Genomic DNA, 18026 nt, shown 5'->3' with positions numbered 1-18026 from the left:
GGCTCGGGCCGGTCGGGTCGTTACCCCGCGTAGGGGTCCGGGACCTTGCCCGGTCTGGCCAGGAACTCGAAGTCGCAGCCGGTGTCGGCCTGGGTGATCTGGTCGTTGTAGAGGGCGCCGTAGCCGCGTTCGTAGCGGGTGGGCGGTGGCGTCCACGCGGCGCGGCGGCGCTCCAACTCCTCGTCGTCCACGTTGAGTTGGAGTCTGCGTGCCTCGACGTCGAGGGTGATCGAGTCGCCGGTGCGGACGAGGGCGAGAGGGCCGCCGATGTACGACTCCGGCGCGATGTGCAGCACGCAGGCGCCGTAGCTCGTCCCGCTCATCCGGGCGTCGGAGATCCGCACCATGTCCCGGACGCCCTGCTTCAGCAGGTGGTCGGGGATGGGCAGCATCCCGTACTCGGGCATGCCCGGCCCGCCCTTGGGGCCGGAGTTGCGCAGCACCAGCACGCTGTCGGCGGTGATGCCGAGCGACGGGTCGTTGATGGTCCGCTGCATGGTTCTGTAGTCGTCGAAGACGACCGCGGGGCCGGTGTGCTTCAGCAGGTGCGGCTCGGCGGAGATGTGCTTGATGACCGCGCCGTCCGGACAGAGGTTGCCACGCAGGACGGCGACCCCGCCCTCGGTGGCGACCGGGTTGTCCCGGGTCCGGATCACGTCGTCGTTGTGGACGAGCGCGCCGTCGAGCTGTTCGCGCATCGTGTCGTACGAGACGGTCGGCCGGTCCAGGTGCAACAGATCGGTGATCCGGGACAGGAACCCGGGCAGGCCCCCCGCGAAGTGGAAGTCCTCCATCAGGTACGTCTGGCCGCCGGGCCGGACGTTGGCGAGCACCGGGACCGTACGGGCGACGCGGTCGAAGTCGTCGAGGGTGAGCTTGACGCCCGCGCGGCCGGCCATCGCGATGAGGTGGATGACCGCGTTGGTGGAGCCGCCGAGTCCGAGGACGGTGGTGACGGCGTCCTCGAAGGCGTCGGCGGTGAGGATGTCGCTCAACTTCCGGTCCCTGCGGACCAGTTCGACGATGCGGAGACCGGCGGCGGCCGCCATGCGGTCATGGCCCGAGTCGACGGCCGGGATGCTGGACGCGCCCGGGACGGTGACCCCGAGGGCCTCGGCGGCGGCGGTCAGCGTGGACGCCGTCCCCATGGTCATGCAGTGGCCCGGCGAGCGCGCGAGACCGGACTCCAGCTCGGTCATCTCGCAGTCGCCGATGAGCCCGGCGCGCTTGTCGTCCCAGTACTTCCACATGTCGGTGCCGGAGCCGAGGACCTCGTTGCGCCAGTGCCCCGGCAGCATGGGTCCGGCGGGCACGAACACGGCCGGCAGGTCGACGGAGGCGGCGCCCATGAGCAGCGCGGGCGTCGACTTGTCGCAGCCGCCCATCAGCACGGCCCCGTCGACGGGGTACGAGCGCAGCAGCTCCTCGGTCTCCATCGCGAGCATGTTGCGGTAGAGCATGGGGGTCGGCTTCTGGAAGGTCTCGGAGAGCGTCGAGACCGGGAACTCCAGCGGGAAGCCTCCGGCCTGCCACACCCCTCGCTTGACCGCCTGCGCGCGATCCCGGAGGTGCACATGACAGGGGTTGATGTCCGACCAGGTGTTGAGGATCGCGATGACCGGCTTGCCGAGGTGCTCCTCGGGGAGGTAGCCGAGCTGGCGGGTGCGGGCCCGGTGACTGAAGGAACGCAGGCCGTCGGTGCCGTACCACTGGTGGCTGCGGAGCTCTTCGGGCTTCTTCACACGGAGTTCTTCGGGCTGCGTCGTACGCAGCTCTTCGGGCTTCGTCATGTCGGTCGGCTCGTTCATATCGACCATCCGGCGGCGATGGCGGCGACCTCGGCGCGTTCGTCCTCGGGCAGGTGCCTGCTGGGCGCCCGGACGTCGCGGCGGCAGAGGCCGAGGGAGGAGAGGGCCTCCTTGACCACGGTGACGTTGTTGGCGGAGCCGTTGGCGGCGCGCAGCTCCTCGAAGCGGCGGATCTGCTCCCACACCTTCATGGCGGCCGGGAAGTCCCCCGATCGAAGCGCTTCGATCATGTTCAGCGAGACGGCCGGGGCGACGTTCACCAGGCCCGAGGTGAAGCCGGTGGCGCCGGCCGAGAAGTAGGAGGGGGCGTACGGCTCGGCGAGCCCGGCCACCCAGACGAAGCGCTCCAGGCCGGCGTCGCGGGCGAACGCGGCGAAGCGCGCGGCGTCCGGCACGGCGTACTTGACGCCGATCACGTTCGGGCAGTCGTCGGCGAGTTCGGCGAGACGTTCGCCGGTGAGCTGGGCGTTGCGGATGTAGGGCACGACGCCGAGTTCGGGCACGGCCCGCGCGATCGCCCGGTGGTAGTCGACCCAGCCGTTCTGCGAGACGTACGGGTGCACCGGCTGATGGACCATCACCATCTGCGCGCCGACCTCGCGGGCGTGCTCGGCGGAGGCGATCGCGGTCGGTACGTCATGTCCGACGCCGACCAGGAGCACGGCCCGGTCGCCGACCTCGTCCATGGTCAGCTCGGTGACGAGGCGGCGCTCCTCGGGGGTGAGGGCGTAGAACTCACCGGTGTTGCCGTTCGGGGTGAGGGTGGTGATCCCACCGTCGAGCAGCCGACGCAGCAGGGCCCGGTGGGCGCCCTGGTCGACGGAGCCGTCCTCGGCGAACGGAGTCACCGGGATCGCGACCACGTCGGCCAGAGCCGTCCGTTGGGTCTCGAACGTCACGCTGCTCATGGATGACCTTCCTCTGCGAGGAGCTCTTGGAGGCTGCGGAGGGCCGGCGGTGCCGGCGCGTCGTGCGGCTCCGCCGTGCCTCGTGGACTCGGGGGCTTACGGGGCCTGTCGGCCCGGCGGTTCCTCACGGGCCCCGGGGAAGGCCCGCTCGACGAACGAGGCGATGTGCGCGTGGAGTGCGGTGGCCGCGCCGTCGGCGTCGCCGTCCAGGGCGAGCCGCAGGATCTCCCGGTGCTCGGTGGCCTCCCGCTCCCAGGAGGGGTCGGCGGCCCAGGCAACGGCCGAGACCAGGGCGGCCTGGTCGCGCACCTCGTCCAGCATCCGGCCGAGCAACGGATTGCCGCACGGCACGTACAGCGCGCGGTGGAACTCCCGGTTGGCCAGCGACCGTTCGGCGGTGTCCGTGGCCTCGTCGGCCCTGGTCAGCGCGTCGCTCGCCGCGTCCCACGGGACACCGCGCCGCACCGAGCGCCGCAGCGCCTCCGGCTCCAGGAGCAGCCGCACGTCGTAGACCTCGCGCGCCATGTCCGCGTCCACCATGCGCACCGTGACGCCCTTGTACTGGCTCATCACGACGAGCCCGGTCCCGGCCAGCGTCTTCAGGGCCTCGCGCACGGGCGTCTTGGACACCCCGAACTGCGCGGCCAGCTCGGTCTCGACCAGGGCCTGACCGGGCGTCAACTGCCCGGTCAGGATGCGGTGCTTGATCCCCTCCAGCACGAACTGCGTGCGGGACGGGATCGGCGTGGGCACAGAGGTCATGCGCGCCTCTCGCTCTCGGATCTCACATATCGCGTCTCATATATGACGTACGAAGTACGACGCGTTGAAGGTAGGAGGGGGCCCATGTTTCGTCAATGCTTCTGACAGAAGAAGTAGTGCGCGGGGTCACATGATGCGGGTGTCGCACGATTTGGGTGCCACGCGACGGGTGTCACCCGATGTGGTGTCACACGATGTGGGTGTCCCCCACCCGCGCGCTCTCGGTCGGGCCGCCGAAGACCACCGCCGCCCGCCCGGTCGCTCCCTCCGGGGTGAGCAAGGGCCCCACGTGCGTGATCAGCAGCCGGCCGGCGCCCTTGGCGTACGCCCCGGCCTCCTCCGGCGTGAGGTGCACCCGGGGTTCGCCTTCGCGATGCGTGTCGACGTCCGCCTCGCACAGGAACAGGTCGGCGCTGCCCGCGAGCGAACTCAGCGCGTCGCACGGCCCGCTGTCCCCCGAGTACGCGAACACCCGCCCCTGGCACTCGGCGCGCAGCCCGTACGCCTCCACGTCGTGGACGACGGCGCGGGCGGTGAGGGTGAGGTTCCAGTGCCGGACGGAGTGGCCGTCGTACAGGGGACGGAAGTCGAACACCCCGTTCAGGAAGGTGCTGTCCGACTTCCCGAGGAACCCCGTGATCCGGGCGGCGCAGTCGCCGGGCGCGTAGACCGGAAGCGGGGCCGGCAGGGTGAGACCGCCGTAGGCGAACCCGTACAGCGCGGACACCAGGTCCGCGCAGTGGTCGGCGTGCAGATGGGAGATCCAGATCGCCGTGAGCCGGGTGGGGTCCGTGTGCCGCTGCAACTCGGCGAACGTACCGAAGCCCGCGTCCACCCACACCTCGGCGCCCCCACCCCGCAGCAGATATCCGGAGGCGGGGCGGCCCGGTCCGGGGTGCGGGGAGGCGGTGCCGAGGACGGTGAGACTTAAGGGCATGCTCGGGAGCGTACGGAGGCGGGCGGGGGCGCGTGCCGCGTTTGAGCGTTCTTTCGTGGGTTGCTCACGGTGTTGCTCGCGGGGTGGCCACTATGGCTTCCACTGGGGATCACGTCCGCTCAGTCCGATCGCCCGGTCGAGCAGTGGCTCGTCGTCCGGGACGGGCACGACCGGACCGAAGATCTCGCCGCGCGACGGGTCGTCGACCGACTCCTCGAGGAAGGCGTGCGTCGCGGTGAGGGCCGGCGGATCGGCTTCGTAGGGCTGACCGGTCGCCCGGGCGAGGTCCCAGCCGTGCACGACGAGTTCGTCCGTCGCCACGGCCCCGGCGACGGCCCCCGGCAGCGGCACCCCGCCCGCCCGGGTCTCACCGGTCCACGCGGCCGGGTCCCGCCATACTTCCGCCAGCTCGTCGAGCACCCGGGGCAGCGCCTCGCGCCAGCCGGGCCCGAGGTCGGGCAGCGCCGCCTGCGGGGCGGTGTCCGTCGTGGCCCCCAGCTCCTTGCGGCCCGCGTCCCGGAAGGCGGTGGCGAGCCCGAGCAGATGCCCGAGGAGATGGCGCACCTCGTACTCGGGGCACGGGGTGCGGCCGGAGAGCTGGTCGTCCCGGACGGCCGCGACGAGCCGGGCGACGGTCCGGGTCTGCGGGCCGAGGTCGAGCGGGATCGAACCGTGGTCGGTCATGCGGTACTCCTTCGCCGGGCTTCGTCCTTCGTGTTCGGTAGACCGCCGCCGCCCCGGGAACTCATCGCCCGCGTGCCGCCCACCCTTCCCGGTGACGATTCCTAGGGCATCCGCCCGATCCGCCCACCCGGGCCTTAGAGCCACGCTGACCAGCCATGACACCCAAGACACCCAAGACACCCATGACATCCACGACATGGGCGGTGCGGCGCGTGCTCCGGGACCGCGACGGGGGGCTGTACCTGGCCGGGGTGGTGGTCTCGGGCCTCGGTTCGTCGGCGATGTGGCTGGTCGCGGGCGTCTGGGTCAAGGACCTCACCGGCTCGGACGCGCTGGCGGCACTGTGCGCGTTCGCGCTGTGGGCCCCGCTCCTCGCCGGCCCCGTCCTCGGCACGCTCGCGGACCGGGGCCACCGCCGCGTCCTCCTCATCACCACCGACCTCGCCCTGGCCGCCCTCCTCCTCACCCTCTTCACCGTCGACGCCCCGGGCGACCTGTGGCTCCTCTACGCGGTCCTCCTCGTATACGGCGCGGCGGGTGTCGTCCACGACGCGGCGGAGTCGGCCCTCGTCGCCACCGCCGTCACCCCCGCCCTCCTCGGCGACTTCAACGGTCTGCGCATGACGGCGAACGAGGGCATGAAGCTGCTGGCGCCCCTGGCGGGGGCGGGCCTGTATACGGCGTACGGCGGAGCGACGGTGGCCCTGCTGGACGCGGTGACGTTCGTCGCGGCCGCGGGACTGTACGGGCTGGTGCGGACCCGGGAGCCACGTCCCGCCCCCCTCGACCGCCCCGCCCCGGGCCTTCGCACCCGCACGGCGGAAGGTGCCCGCGCGGCGGAAGGTGCCCGCCACCTCCTCACAGACCGGCGCCTGCGGCCCCTGGTCCTGGCCGGCGGCACGACCATGCTGCTCTCCGGCGTGAACGGCTCCCTGATCTTCGCGGTGGTCGACTCCCTCGGCCGCTCCCCCGCCTACACCGGCCTGCTCCACGTGGCCCAGGGCGCCGGTTCGGTCGTCGTCGGCCTGGCCACGGGCTTCCTCCTGCGCCGCCTGGGCGAACGCCGCTTCGCCGCGTACGGGATCGCCCTGACCGGGGTGGCGGTGGCCCTGCGTGCCGTGCCCGACGACGCGGTGGCCCTCATGTGCGGCGCGGCGATCGGCGCCGGGCTGCCGTGCGTCCTTGTGGCCACGCTCACCGCGGTGCAGCACGCGACCCCGCCCCACCTGCTGGGCCGCGCCACGGCCACCGCCCAGACCCTGCTGTTCGCCCCGACGGCGGTGGGCATGGCGATCGGCGCGGCCCTGGTGGGACCGGTCGACCTCCCGGTGCTGTCGGTGACGGTGGGTGCCGTCTCCCTCCTGCCGGCGGCCGCACTGCTGCGCCGCCCCTGAGCCGTGGGGGACCCTGTACGCATGGGCAAAGTGGGCTGTGACATCACGATCTCGCTCGACGGCTACTCGGCGGGGCACCACCAGACCGAGGAACGCCCCTTCGGCGACGACGGCGGAGACGGTTCGGGCGCCGCGCTGCACGCCTGGATGTTCGACGCTCCCGACGAGAACCGGGCCGAGATCGACCTGCTGGGCACCGCCGGTTCCTTCGTCATGGGGCGCAACATGTTCGGCCCGGTGCGCGGTCCGTGGGACCGCCGGTGGAACGGCTGGTGGGGCGACGATCCGCCGTTCCACGCACCGGTGTTCGTCCTCACCCACCACCCGCGCGAGCCACAGCCGATGTCCGGCGGCACCACGTTCCACTTCGTCACCGAGGGCATCGCCGCCGCCCTGGACCGGGCCCGCGCGGCGGCCGGCGAGGAGGACATCACCGTCCTCGGCGGCGCGACCACCGTCAACCAGTACCTGGCCGCCGGCCTGATCGACGAACTACGCCTGCACGTCACCGCATTCACCCTCGGCTCCGGCACCCGCCTGTTCGAGGACGTCCCGCCCCTCCGGCTGGCGCAGGTGGCCTCCCGTTCGACCACCCTGGTCACCCACCTGACCTACCGCGTGCGGCGCTGAGCCGGGGGCGCCGCGATCCGCCCCGCCCGGCTCACCCCGCCCGCCTCACCCCACCGCCGTCAACGCCTCCCGTACCGCCGTCAGGTCCTGGTCCGAGGCCAGGCCCGCGTGGTACAGCCGGAGTTCCGTCGCGCCCAGTTCCGCCGCGCGGCCCGCGTCCTCGGCCAGGGTGACCGGGCTGCCGCCCATGCCCGAGACGATGCCGAAGTTGGCGGCCAGCACGGTGTTCTCCGCGCCGACCTCGGCGAAGGCCGGCAGCAGTCCCGGGCCGCCCGCGCACGGGACGACCACGCCGTCCGCCACGCCGAGGATGTGCGCGGGGTCGACCCCGGGGTTCGCGCCGCAGTGGTACGTCACCGGGTCCGCGTGCAGCAGGATCTGGAACCCGGCGGGCGCGGCGGCCCGTACCGCCTCGACGGCCGTCTCCTGGAGGGAGCGGGCGATCGCGTCGCGCCACGCGCGCGTGGCCGCCGCCGGCTCCGCGCCGAGCAGCTTCTCCACGGCCGGCCAGCCCTCGTCGACGGCCTCGCCCCGCCACAGCGGTTCCAGCGCACCACGGACGGCCGCCGCGAGCTCCTCGGGGTCCCGGCCCGCTTCGGCGTAACCGGCGCGGCAGGTCCCGCAGAAGCAGAGCGACATCAGGTACTGCCCGGCGTCCCCGAGCCCGACGCCGCCCGTCTTGTCGTGGGCGTGCAGGTGGGAGATCCCGTACCAGCCGAGCGACTCCAGTTCCGTGCCGCGGGCGCCCGGCCGGACCGCCGCCTCCACGGCCAGGTCGACCAGGTACTCCCGGGTCGCCTCCTGCGCGACACACGGGGCCCACGGATACCGGTCGCCGTAGGCGTTGACCACGGAGGTCGACGGGTGCTCGGCGCCGAGCCGGGAGTTGTGGGCGAGGACGACCCAGGTGTGCACCTCGAGGCCTGCGTGCGCGAGGGACGTCGCCGCCTCGCCGAACGCGTCGCCCGGCGCCCACTGCCCCGCCGGGTACGGCCGCAGCGTACGGCCCTCCCAGCGCACCCCCGGCGGATACAGCACGGCCGCGTGCTCGGCGGTGACGATGCGCTGCCGGGGGTGGCGGGGGGTGAGCGCGCGGGTGGAGTGGTACGCGGAGGCGAGCGTCACCTGACTCACGCCCAGCCCCGCGATGCGTTCCGCGGCGGCCGGGTCCCCGTTGACGTCCCACGGGTAGACGAACGTCGACGCCTTCACTGGCCCTCCTGGCACTCTTCCAGCAGCGCGTGTCCGCGCTCGATCAACTGGCCCAACTGCTTGACGTGTTCCTCGGCCGGCTCGTGCAGCGGCGGCCGTACCCCGCCCACGTCCAGTCCCCGTAGCCGTACCCCGGCCTTGACCAGTGACACGGCATAGCCCCGGCCCTTGGCGCGGAGTTCGACGAAGGGCCGGTAGAACCCGTCGAGCAGCTGTTCCACGATCGCACGGTCACCGGCTTCGAGCGCCCGGTGGAAGGCGAGGGCGATCTCCGGGACGAAGCAGAAGACGGCCGACGAGTACAGCGGGACCCCGACGCCCCGGTACGCGGGCTGGGTCAGCTCGGCGGTCGGCAGGCCGTTGAAGTAGAGGAAGTCGCCGGCGGCCGGGGCCTCGGCGCGTACCGCGCTCACGATCCGCGTCATCAGGTCGAGGTCGCCGACGCCGTCCTTGAGGCCGACGATCCCTTCCGTGCGGGCCAGTTCGACGACGGTCTCCGGGGTGAAGACCGCGTTGTCGCGCTGGTAGACGACGACCGGCAGGGAGGTCGCGGCGGCCAGTTCCCGATAGTGGCGCAGCAGCCCTTCCTGGGCCGCCACGACGAGGTACGGCGGCAGGGCGAGCAGGCCGTCGGCGCCCGCCTCCTCCGCGAGGCGCGCATAGCGCACGGCGAGGGCGGTGCCGTAGCCCGCGCCGGCCACCACGGGCACCCGGCCGGCCGTCTCCGCGACGGCGGCCCGGACGCAACTCTGGAACTCCTCGGGCGTGAGCGCGTGGAACTCGCCGGTGCCGCAGGCGACGAAGACGGCGGCCGCCCCGGCGTCGACGCCCTGGCGGACGTGCGCGCGACAGACGTCGAGGTCGACACCGCCGTCCGGGCCGTACGCCGTGACGGGGAAGAACAGCGGTCCGGTGGGGATCCTGAGCCGGGCGGCGAGAGGGGCTGACGTCACGGGCTCTCCCAAGTCCATGTCGCTGATCAGTGTTTACATTTCTGAACAGCAGCACGCTAAGGCGCATCCTTGCGGCCGGTCAAGCCGGGTAACCCGCACCGCACCAGCGATTTCGCGCCGTGGCGTCACACTTGACGCACGGGGCCCCCGCTCCCTAGCGTGTCCATGAATGTGAATAACGGACGCCCATGTGCACGGTTGGCGATGCAAGGAGACCCGAGGATGCCCGCTCCCCGCACCGTTCTGCTCACCGGCGCCGCCGGTGGACTCGGCACCCTGATGCGGGAGCTCCTCCCGGCGTACGGCTACGAGCTGCGCCTCCTCGATGTGCGCCCCATGGAGGGCGAACCGGACGCGATCGCCGCCGATCTCGTCGACAAGGAGGCCCTGCGCGAGGCCGTGCGGGGCGTCGACGCGATCATCCACCTCGCGGGCATCTCCCTGGAAGCCCCCTTCGAGAAGATCCTCAAGGCGAACATCGAGGGGACGTACAACCTGTACGAGGCCGCCCGCGAGGAGGGCGTGCCCCGGATCGTCTTCGCCTCCTCCAACCACGCGGTCGGCTTCACCCCGAGGCCCCGGGGCGACGACCCCCTCATCCCCGTCGACGTCCCCCACCGCCCCGACACCTTCTACGGCCTGTCCAAGTCCTTCGGCGAGGACCTGGCCCAGTTCTACTGGGACAAGCACGGCCTGGAGACGGTCTCGGTCCGCATCGGCTCCTGCTTCCCCGAGCCGACCAGCGTGCGCATGCTCTCGCTCTGGATGAGCCCGGCCGACGGCGCCCGCCTCTTCCACGCGGCCCTGACCGCCGAGCACGTCGGCCACACCGTCGTCTACGGCTCCTCCGCCAACACCCGCCTGTGGTGGGACCTCTCCACGGCCCGCGCCCTCGGCTACGAGCCGCAGGACGACTCCGAGCCGTACGCCGAGAAGCTCCTCGCCGAACAGGGCGAGCTGGACCCCGGGAACGAGGCCCACGCCAACCTGGGCGGTCACTTCGTGAGCGACCCGCCGATCTGGCCGTACTGACCGCGCCGGAGCGGACCCAAGGGTTCGTGCGCCGTACGGGAAACGAGGGCCGTGCGGCGCACGGAAGGAGCGGGCGGGCACCGAACGGGCCCGCCCGCTCCCGTATGCGGGCACGCCCGTTGCCCGATCCCCCCTCCGCCCCAGGTCCGCGACGGGCCCCGGCCGCCTGAAACGGTCAGGGACGGGCAGCATCGGACGCGCAACAGGCCTGGTCGGCGCCGCGCACCCGCTGTAGAACTTCCCCCAGGGCCCGCAGCGGGCCCGAACGGGCAGCAGCAGGGGAGGCGAGGGAGAGCGGGTGTCGGCCATGAGCGCGGAGGAGAGGCAGCGCGAGATCGTCAGGGCCGCCCGCCGCACGGGCGCGGTCGACGTCGCCGACCTCGCCGTAGCCCTGGGCGTCGCCAAGGAGACCGTACGGCGTGATCTGCGCGCCCTGGAGGACCACGGGCTGGTCCGCAGGACGCACGGCGGCGCGTATCCCGTCGAGAGCGCCGGCTTCGAGACGACGCTCGCCTTCCGCGCCACCAGCCACGTGCCCGAGAAACGCCGGATCGCCGCCGCGGCGGCGGAACTGCTCGGCGACGCGGAGACGGTCTTCGTCGACGAGGGCTTCACCCCGCAGCTCATCGCCGAGGCGCTCCCCCGGGACCGGCCGCTGACCGTGGTCACCGCCTCGCTCGCCACGGCGGGCGCCCTCGCCGAGGCCGGCAACACCACCGTGCTGCTGCTCGGCGGCCGGGTACGCCCCGGCACCCTCGCCACCGTCGACCACTGGACGACGAGGATGCTGGCCGGTTTCGTCATCGACCTGGCGTACATCGGCGCCAACGGCATCACCCGCGAACACGGCCTCACCACCCCCGACCCGGCCGTCAGCGAGGTCAAGGCCCAGGCGATCCGCGCCTCCCGGCGCACGGTCTTCGCGGGCGTCCACACCAAGTTCGGCGCGGTCAGCTTCTGCCGGTTCGCCGAGGTCGGCGACCTGGACGCGATCGTCACCAGCACGCTGCTGCCGACATCGGAGGCCCACCGGTACTCGCTGCTGGGACCCCAGGTCGTCCGCGTCTGACACCACCGCCCCCCTCCCCTCCCTACCTCACTCCACCCCACCCCACTCCATCTTCCCCTTGCCTCGAAGAGACCCTTTTCTCCCCATACCTCCAGGAGCGATCCATGCGAATCCCGAGCCGACGGAGGCCGCGCGCACTCGCCGCGGTCGCCGCAGGGACGCTGCTCGCCCCGCTTCTCTCCGGCTGCTGGACCGGGGCGGGCGGGGCGGGGTCCGGCGGCGACGCCATCAACGTGCTGATGGTCAACAACCCCCAGATGCAGGAGCTGCAGAAGCTCACCGCCGCGCACTTCACCAAGGAGACCGGCATCGAGGTGAACTTCACCGTGCTGCCGGAGAACGACGTCCGCGACAAGATCAGCCAGGACTTCGCCAACCAGGCGGGCCAGTACGACGTGGCCACGCTCAGCAACTACGAGATCCCCATCTACGCCCGCAACGGCTGGCTGGAGGAGCTGGACCCCTACGTCGCGAAGGACCCGGCCTTCGACCAGCAGGACATCCTGAAGCCGATGCGCCAGTCCCTGACCGGCGACGACGGCAAGCTCTACGGAGAGCCGTTCTACGGCGAGTCGTCCTTCCTGATGTACCGCAAGGACGTCTTCGCCGAGCAGGGCCTCACCATGCCCGACCGCCCCACCTGGCGACAGGTCGCCGACCTCGCCGCGAAGGCCGACGGGGCCGAGGACGGCATGAAGGGCATCTGTCTGCGCGGACTGCCCGGCTGGGGCGAGGTCATGGCACCCCTCACCACCGTCGTGAACACCTTCGGCGGCACCTGGTTCGACAAGGACTGGAAGGCACGGCTCAACTCCCCCGAGTTCGAACAGGCCACCAGGTTCTACGTCGACCTCGTGCGCGAGCACGGCGAGTCCGGCGCCGCCCAGGCCGGCTTCGCCGAGTGCCTCAACAACATGACCCAGGGCAAGGTCGCCATGTGGTACGACGCCACGTCCGCCGCCGGTTCCCTGGAGGCGGCCGACTCCCCGGTGAAGGGCAAGGTCGGCTACGTACCGGCGCCCGTCGAGAGGACCGAGTCCTCCGGCTGGCTCTACACCTGGGCCTGGGGGATCCAGGCGGCCTCCCGGAACCCGGACAAGGCCTGGAAATTCGTCTCCTGGGCGTCGAGCAAGGAGTACGAGGAACTGGTCGGCGACGAGATCGGCTGGTCGAACGTCCCCGCCGGCAAGCGGGAGTCCACGTACGCGAACCCCGACTACCGCGAGGAGGCCGCCGCCTTCCAGGAGATGACCCGCGAGGCCATCGAGGGCGCCCGGCCCACCGACCCCGGGGTGCAGCCGCGGCCCGCGCCCGGCATCCAGTTCGTCGGCATCCCCGAGTTCACCGACCTCGGCACCAAGGTCTCCCTGGAGATCAGCGCGGCCATCGCCGGACGCCAGTCCGTCGCGTCGGCCCTGAGGAAGTCGCAGGAGCTCGCCGAGCAGATCTCCGAGGAGTACGAGGGACGATGACCGCGACCACGACAGCGCCGGCGGCGGTGACCCCCGTACGCACCGAGAGCCGGCCGAACGCCCGGCTGCGGGCCTGGGCCACCCGCGCGCCGCTGCTGCCCGCCCTGATCTTCATGATCGCCGTGACCCAACTCCCGTTCGTGGCCACGCTGGTGATCTCCTTCTTCGACTGGAACTCCCTCTACCCGGACGCCCGCGGCTTCGCCGGCCTCGCCAACTACGCCGAGGTCCTCACCGACCCCGACCTGCGCCGCTCGGTGTGGACGACGATCCTGCTGACGGTTGCCGTGGTCCTCGCCAGCCTGGTCCTCGGCCTGGGGCTCGCCCTGCTCCTCGACCGAAAATTCCGGGGCCGGGGCATCGTCCGCACCCTCCTCATCGCCCCCTTCCTGGTGGTTCCGGTGGCGGCGGCCCTGCTCTGGAAGCACGTCCTCTACAACCCCGAATACGGCCTGTTCAACGGCCTGTTGCACTACGTCGGCGGCCCCCAGCCGGACTGGATCTCGGACACACCTCTGCTCGCGGTCGAGGCCTCCCTGGTGTGGCAGTGGACGCCGTTCATGATGCTGATCCTGCTGGCGGGACTGCAGTCCAGGGACCACCAGCAGATCGAGGCGGCCCGGGTCGACGGGGCCGGCGACTGGCAGATCTTCCGCCATCTGACGCTCCCCCACCTGCGCCGCTACCTGGAACTGGGCGCGCTGCTGGGCTCGATCTACATCGTCCAGAACTTCGACGCGGTCTTCACGATCACCTCGGGCGGCCTGGGCACCGCGAACCTGCCGTACACCGTCTACCAGACCTTCTACCAGGCCCACGAGAACGGCCTCGCCTCGGCCGCGGGTGTCCTGGTCGTCATCGGCTCCATCATCATCGCGACGTTCGCCCTGCGCGTGGTGTCGTCGCTGTTCCGCGAGGAGGTGGGCCGCTCATGAGGCCGACTGCCATGAAACACAAGGGAATCGGCCTGGGCGTGGCGGCCTGGCTGCTCGGTCTCCTCTTCTTCCTCCCCATCGCCTGGATGGTCCTGACCTCGCTGCACTCGGAGCCGGACGCGGCGACCAACCCCCCGTCCTGGGCGGCTTCCCTGACCCTCGACGGCTACCGCGAGTTCTTCGGCATGGGCGGCGGGGCCAGCCCCTGGCCCGCCCTGATCAACTCGACGGTGGCGTCCCTGGCGTCGACGCTCCTGGTCCTCCTTCTCGCCTTCCCGGCGGCGTACGCGCTGTCGATCCGGCCGGTGAAGAAGTGGACGGACGTCCTGTTCTTCTTCCTCTCCACGAAGATGCTGCCGGTGGTGGCGGGCCTGCTCCCCCTCTACCTCTTCGCCAAGAACACGGGCCTGTTGGACAACATCTGGCTGCTGGTCGTCCTCTACACCTCCATGAACCTGCCGATCGCCGTCTGGATGATGCAGTCCTTCCTGGCGGAGGTCCCGGTCGCGGTGATCGAGGCCGCGCAGCTGGACGGCGCACGGCTGCCGACCGTCCTGGCCCGCGTAGTGGCGCCCATCGCGGCCCCGGGGATCGCCGCGACCGCCCTGATCTGCTTCATCTTCAGCTGGAACGAACTGTTGTTCGCCCGCGTACTGACGGGCGTCGTCGCGGAGACCGCCCCCGTCTTCCTGACCGGCTTCATCACCAGCCAGGGCCTGTTCCTGGCCAAGGTGTGCGCCGCGTCGCTCGTCATCTCCCTGCCGGTGCTCGCCGCGGGGTTCGCCGCCCAGGACAAGCTGGTCCAGGGCCTCTCCTTGGGAGCCGTCAAATGAAGGCCGCCGTCATCGAGTCCGTGGGCAAGGCCGTCGTCGCCGAGGTCCCGGACCCGACACCGGGCCCCCGCGAGGTCGTCGTCGAGGTCGCCGCGTGCGGCCTGTGCGGCACCGATCTGCACATCCTGCAGGGCGAGTTCGCCCCGAAGCTGCCGATCGTGCCCGGCCACGAGTTCGCGGGCGAGGTGGTCGGCGTCGGCGGCCGCGTCACCGAACTGTCCCTCGGCGACCGGGTGGCCGTCGACCCGTCCCTGTACTGCCACGAGTGCCGCTACTGCCGTACCGGCCACAACAACCTCTGCGAACGCTGGGCCGCGATCGGGGTCACCACGGCGGGGGGCGCGGCACAGTACGCGGTGGCGCCGGTGGCGAACTGCGTGCGGCTCCCGGAGCACGTCCGTACGCAGGACGCGGCGCTGGTGGAACCGCTGTCCTGCGCCGTACGCGGCTACGACGTCCTGCGCGCCCGCCTGGGCGCCCATGTCCTGATCTACGGCTCCGGCACGATGGGTCTGATGATGCTGGAGCTCGCGAAGCGGACGGGCGCGGCGAGCGTGGACGTGGTCGACGTGAACCCCGCCCGGCTGGAGACCGCGCGGCAGCTGGGTGTCTCGGGGGCGGCGGCGGGGCCCGACGAACTGGACCGGCCCCAGGGCTGGGACGTGGTGATCGACGCGACGGGCAACGCCGCCGCCATCCAGGACGGCCTGGACCGCGTGGCCAAGGCGGGCACCTTCCTCCAGTTCGGAGTGGCCGACTACGCGACCCGGGTCACCATCGACCCCTACCGCATCTACAACCAGGAGATCACCATCACGGGCTCCATGGCCGTCCTGCACAGCTTCGAACGCGCGGCGGAACTGTTCGCGACCGGCGTCCTCGACCCGAACGTCTTCATCAGCGACCGTCTCCCTCTGGACCAGTACCCGCAGGCCCTGGACCAGTTCGCCTCGGGCATCGGCCGCAAGATCGTGGTGATCCCCTGACGGCACCCCGCCCGGCGCGGGTCCGGCGGTGTCGCCCGCTCACTTCTCCACGAAGACGATGTCCTTGCACGGGCGGGTCATCTTCACCGTGTTGTCGGTGGTGACCTCGACGATGTGGTGCAGGCCCCGGTGGAGCCTGCCGGAGTCCGGGAGGCGGTACTCGTCCTGGGCTCCGGCCAGGAAGGCGCGGAAGCAGGCCAGGGAGGGTGCCGGGCCCGCGAAATCCAGGTAGTCCTTCAGGCGGCGGAACAGCTTCGGCAGGATCACCACGCCGGTCTTGTCGTCCGTCAGGGAGGCCATTCCCAGGACCTTCACGCCGTCGAGAGTCCTGTCGACCTTCCACACACCGACCTCGGACGCTATCGCCTTCTCCGCGGCTTCGGCGAGCAGTTCGCGCAGGTGGAAGGGCAGGCCCGAATAGAAGGTCGGGTAGGCAAGACCGAGCAGGAGCAGGCGGTGGTTGGCGGTGCGCTTCAGCAGGTCCTCGTCGACGCCCGTCCAATAGCCGCTGTGGACGGGCGGGGTGCCCTTGCCGACGAAGCCCACGCAGCGGCCGTAGGTGTCGGCGCCCCGGGTGAGGATCCAGCCGGGCACGCTGTCCGGCACGGTGGCGACGGTCTCGTCGTCGTCCCGGAGAACGGTCTTGAAGTCGAGGAACTTCAGCAGTTGGTCGGCGGCCGCGTGGGCGAGACCCCTTGGCTGGTGCTCCACGTGCGGCTCCTCGCCGTAGTGGGTCTCCAGGGCGTCGATCCCTTCGAGCCGGATACTCGCGCGCCCGTCGGCCTTGGGCACGATCGGTGTGTCCCCAGGGACCAGTTTCCAGTCATCCACGTCGTCCGGGATGAAGGGGAGCGTGTCCCCGTCCGGCTTGGCACCCCCCTCGACCTTGAACCTTCCTCTGATCAGCAGCATGGCCATGGCGGCACCTTTCCTCACGGACGTCACTGTGGGTATGCATCCCACGGACAGCGCACACGCGGATGCATGTCCCAAACTAGGACAAAAGACTCCAACCGGCCCTTCCGGGAGAACTGATCATGGAGAGGGGGCCCGGCCGTGGATCCGTCCCGCCCTCCGCGGAGCCCTCGCCGCACCACCCCCACCCACACGGCCCCAACCCGGACGGTAAGGGAACGGTAAAGCGGCTTGAATCGTTCACCCGGCATGACCGCTATGACCCCCGGCTCGAACATCCCGCTGCCCGTCACCCGCGTCGCGGTGGACGTCGCCGCGCCCGTGCGGCTCGACGTCTCGGGCCTGCTGCTCACCGCCGACGGCAAGGTCCGCTCGGACGACGACTTCATCTTCTACAACCAGCCGAGCGGCCCGGGCGTGACGTACCGCTCCGGCGGCGGCACGACCCCCGACTCGATCACGGTGGACACCACGGCCGTCCCCCCGGGCATCGAGAAGATCGTCGTCACGGCCAGCCCCGACGCGGCCGGCCAGACCTTCCAGGGCGTCGAACCGACGGCCACGATCCGCGACGCGGCGAACGGCTCGGTGATCGCCACGTTCACCCCGCCGCAGCTGGGCACGGAGACGGCCCTGGTGATCGTGGAGGTCTATCTGCGCAACGGCGCCTGGAAGGCCCGCGCGGTGGGCCAGGGGTACGCGAACGGCCTCGCGGGCATCGCGACGGACTTCGGCGTCACCGTGGAGGAGCCCGCCCCGGCCCCGGCGCAGCCCGTCGCCCCGCCCGTCGCCCCGCCCGCCCCCGCGCCGCAGCCCCCGGCCATGGACCCCCGCGTCGCCGCGCCCCCGGCGCCCCCCGCCCCTCCGGCCCCGCCCGCACCCGGCGCCGGGAAGATCAACCTGGACAAGGGCCGCGTCAGCCTCCAGAAGAACCAGACGGTCTCCCTGGTCAAGGGCGGCCGCCCGCTGCTCTCCCAGGTCAAGATGGGCCTCGGCTGGGAGCCGGCGTACCGGGGCAAGGACATCGACCTGGACGCGTCGGTCATCGCGTACGGCCCCCAGCGCAACCACATCGACAGCTGCTACTTCGGCAAGCTGTCCATCGTCAACGGCGCGATCAAGCACTCCGGCGACAACCTCACGGGTGAGGGCGGCGGCGACGACGAGGTGATCGTGGTCGACCTCGGCCGGCTCCCCCAGGACGTCACCGGACTGGTCTTCACCGTGAACTCCTTCTCCGGCCAGAAGTTCACCGAGGTCGCCAAGGCCTACTGCCGTCTGCTCGACGCCGCGACCGGCGAGGAACTGGTCCGCTTCGACCTCACCAACGCCGAGGCCCAGACCGGCGTGATGATGGCCAAGCTGATCAAGCAGTTCTCCGGCGAGTGGGAGATGACCGCGATGGGCGACTTCGTGAAGTCCCGCACAGTCAGGGGGATGGTGAAGCCGGCGGCCCAGGCCCTCTGAGACAGATCGCCGGGCGCCCCGCCCAGTAG

At 71.5% G+C, this 18026-nt stretch carries 17 protein-coding genes; 9 read left to right on the top strand and 8 right to left on the bottom strand.

The genetic code is table 11. The features are described 5' to 3' along the window. Positions 1–20: 20 nt before the first annotated feature. The 5 genes from araD to PUR53_RS42720 all read right to left on the bottom strand — a co-directional run bounded on the left by araD (position 21) and on the right by PUR53_RS42720 (position 5099). Positions 21–1790 carry an L-arabinonate dehydratase gene (gene araD, locus PUR53_RS42740; protein ID WP_329899213.1) on the bottom strand — a complete coding sequence of 590 codons (1770 nt, stop codon included), beginning with the start codon at positions 1788–1790 and terminating at the stop codon, positions 21–23. A gap of 14 nt (positions 1791–1804) precedes the next feature. Continuing rightward, positions 1805–2716: a dihydrodipicolinate synthase family protein gene (locus tag PUR53_RS42735; protein WP_329899212.1), complete on the bottom strand. Its 912-nt coding sequence runs from the start codon at positions 2714–2716 to the stop codon at positions 1805–1807. Positions 2717–2812: 96 nt separating this feature from the next. Further along, a complete protein-coding gene (locus PUR53_RS42730; RefSeq protein WP_329899211.1) occupies positions 2813–3478 on the bottom strand; it encodes a GntR family transcriptional regulator in 666 nt (221 codons plus the stop codon). Positions 3479–3665: 187 nt separating this feature from the next. Beyond that, complete coding sequence (locus PUR53_RS42725; protein ID WP_329899210.1) at positions 3666–4415, bottom strand: MBL fold metallo-hydrolase; 750 nt, start codon at positions 4413–4415, stop codon at positions 3666–3668. 90 nt (positions 4416–4505) lie between these two features. Then, positions 4506–5099: a TIGR03086 family metal-binding protein gene (locus PUR53_RS42720; protein WP_329912124.1), complete on the bottom strand. Its 594-nt coding sequence runs from the start codon at positions 5097–5099 to the stop codon at positions 4506–4508. 182 nt (positions 5100–5281) lie between these two features. Here PUR53_RS42720 and PUR53_RS42715 point away from each other — a divergent pair, with 182 nt between their 5' ends. Continuing rightward, complete coding sequence (locus PUR53_RS42715; protein WP_329912123.1) at positions 5282–6493, top strand: MFS transporter; 1212 nt, start codon at positions 5282–5284, stop codon at positions 6491–6493. A gap of 21 nt (positions 6494–6514) precedes the next feature. Then, positions 6515–7123 carry a dihydrofolate reductase family protein gene (locus PUR53_RS42710; protein ID WP_329899207.1) on the top strand — a complete coding sequence of 203 codons (609 nt, stop codon included), beginning with the start codon at positions 6515–6517 and terminating at the stop codon, positions 7121–7123. A gap of 45 nt (positions 7124–7168) precedes the next feature. Here PUR53_RS42710 and PUR53_RS42705 read toward each other — a convergent pair whose 3' ends face one another. After that, the gene (locus tag PUR53_RS42705) at positions 7169–8335 is read right to left on the bottom strand and encodes a hypothetical protein (protein WP_329899206.1); all 1167 of its coding nucleotides are present in this window, start codon (positions 8333–8335) and stop codon (positions 7169–7171) included. After that, entirely contained in the window at positions 8332–9306 is a 975-nt protein-coding gene (locus PUR53_RS42700; protein ID WP_329912122.1) for a 5-dehydro-4-deoxyglucarate dehydratase, read from the bottom strand. Before PUR53_RS42700 ends, PUR53_RS42705 begins: the two co-directional genes overlap by 4 nt. Positions 9307–9510: 204 nt before the next feature. On the opposite strand from PUR53_RS42700, the gene PUR53_RS42695 reads away from it, so the two are divergent. From PUR53_RS42695 to PUR53_RS42670, 6 genes are all read left to right on the top strand, one after another. Next, the gene (locus tag PUR53_RS42695; RefSeq protein ID WP_329899204.1) at positions 9511–10320 is read left to right on the top strand and encodes an NAD-dependent epimerase/dehydratase family protein; all 810 of its coding nucleotides are present in this window, start codon (positions 9511–9513) and stop codon (positions 10318–10320) included. Between the two features lie 307 nt (positions 10321–10627). Continuing rightward, positions 10628–11389 carry a DeoR/GlpR family DNA-binding transcription regulator gene (locus PUR53_RS42690; RefSeq protein WP_329912175.1) on the top strand — a complete coding sequence of 254 codons (762 nt, stop codon included), beginning with the start codon at positions 10628–10630 and terminating at the stop codon, positions 11387–11389. A gap of 104 nt (positions 11390–11493) precedes the next feature. Then, the gene (locus PUR53_RS42685) at positions 11494–12861 is read left to right on the top strand and encodes an ABC transporter substrate-binding protein (protein WP_329912121.1); all 1368 of its coding nucleotides are present in this window, start codon (positions 11494–11496) and stop codon (positions 12859–12861) included. Further along, on the top strand, positions 12858–13796 hold the full coding sequence (locus tag PUR53_RS42680) for a carbohydrate ABC transporter permease (protein ID WP_329912120.1): 939 nt from the start codon (positions 12858–12860) through the stop codon (positions 13794–13796). Before PUR53_RS42685 ends, PUR53_RS42680 begins: the two co-directional genes overlap by 4 nt. Beyond that, on the top strand, positions 13793–14629 hold the full coding sequence (locus tag PUR53_RS42675) for a carbohydrate ABC transporter permease (RefSeq protein WP_443080431.1): 837 nt from the start codon (positions 13793–13795) through the stop codon (positions 14627–14629). The genes PUR53_RS42680 and PUR53_RS42675 overlap by 4 nt, the downstream gene beginning before the upstream one ends. After that, positions 14626–15615 carry a zinc-dependent alcohol dehydrogenase family protein gene (locus tag PUR53_RS42670; RefSeq protein ID WP_329912118.1) on the top strand — a complete coding sequence of 330 codons (990 nt, stop codon included), beginning with the start codon at positions 14626–14628 and terminating at the stop codon, positions 15613–15615. The genes PUR53_RS42675 and PUR53_RS42670 overlap by 4 nt, the downstream gene beginning before the upstream one ends. 39 nt (positions 15616–15654) lie before the next feature. On the opposite strand, the gene PUR53_RS42665 is transcribed toward PUR53_RS42670, so the two are convergent. After that, entirely contained in the window at positions 15655–16533 is an 879-nt protein-coding gene (locus tag PUR53_RS42665) for a thermonuclease family protein (protein WP_329912117.1), read from the bottom strand. Between the two features lie 255 nt (positions 16534–16788). Between PUR53_RS42665 and PUR53_RS42660 the strand changes: the two genes are divergently transcribed. Continuing rightward, positions 16789–17997 (top strand): TerD family protein, encoded by a 1209-nt coding sequence (locus PUR53_RS42660; RefSeq protein WP_329899329.1) that lies wholly within the window; start codon positions 16789–16791, stop codon positions 17995–17997. Positions 17998–18026 lie beyond the last annotated feature (29 nt).

It is taken from the genome of Streptomyces sp. SP18BB07 (assembly GCF_036322545.1).
Taxonomy (GTDB): Bacteria; Actinomycetota; Actinomycetes; order Streptomycetales; family Streptomycetaceae; genus Streptomyces; species Streptomyces deccanensis.
The sequence above is the reverse complement of the archived record's forward strand: the minus strand, read 5'-3'. Positions and strand labels throughout refer to the sequence as shown.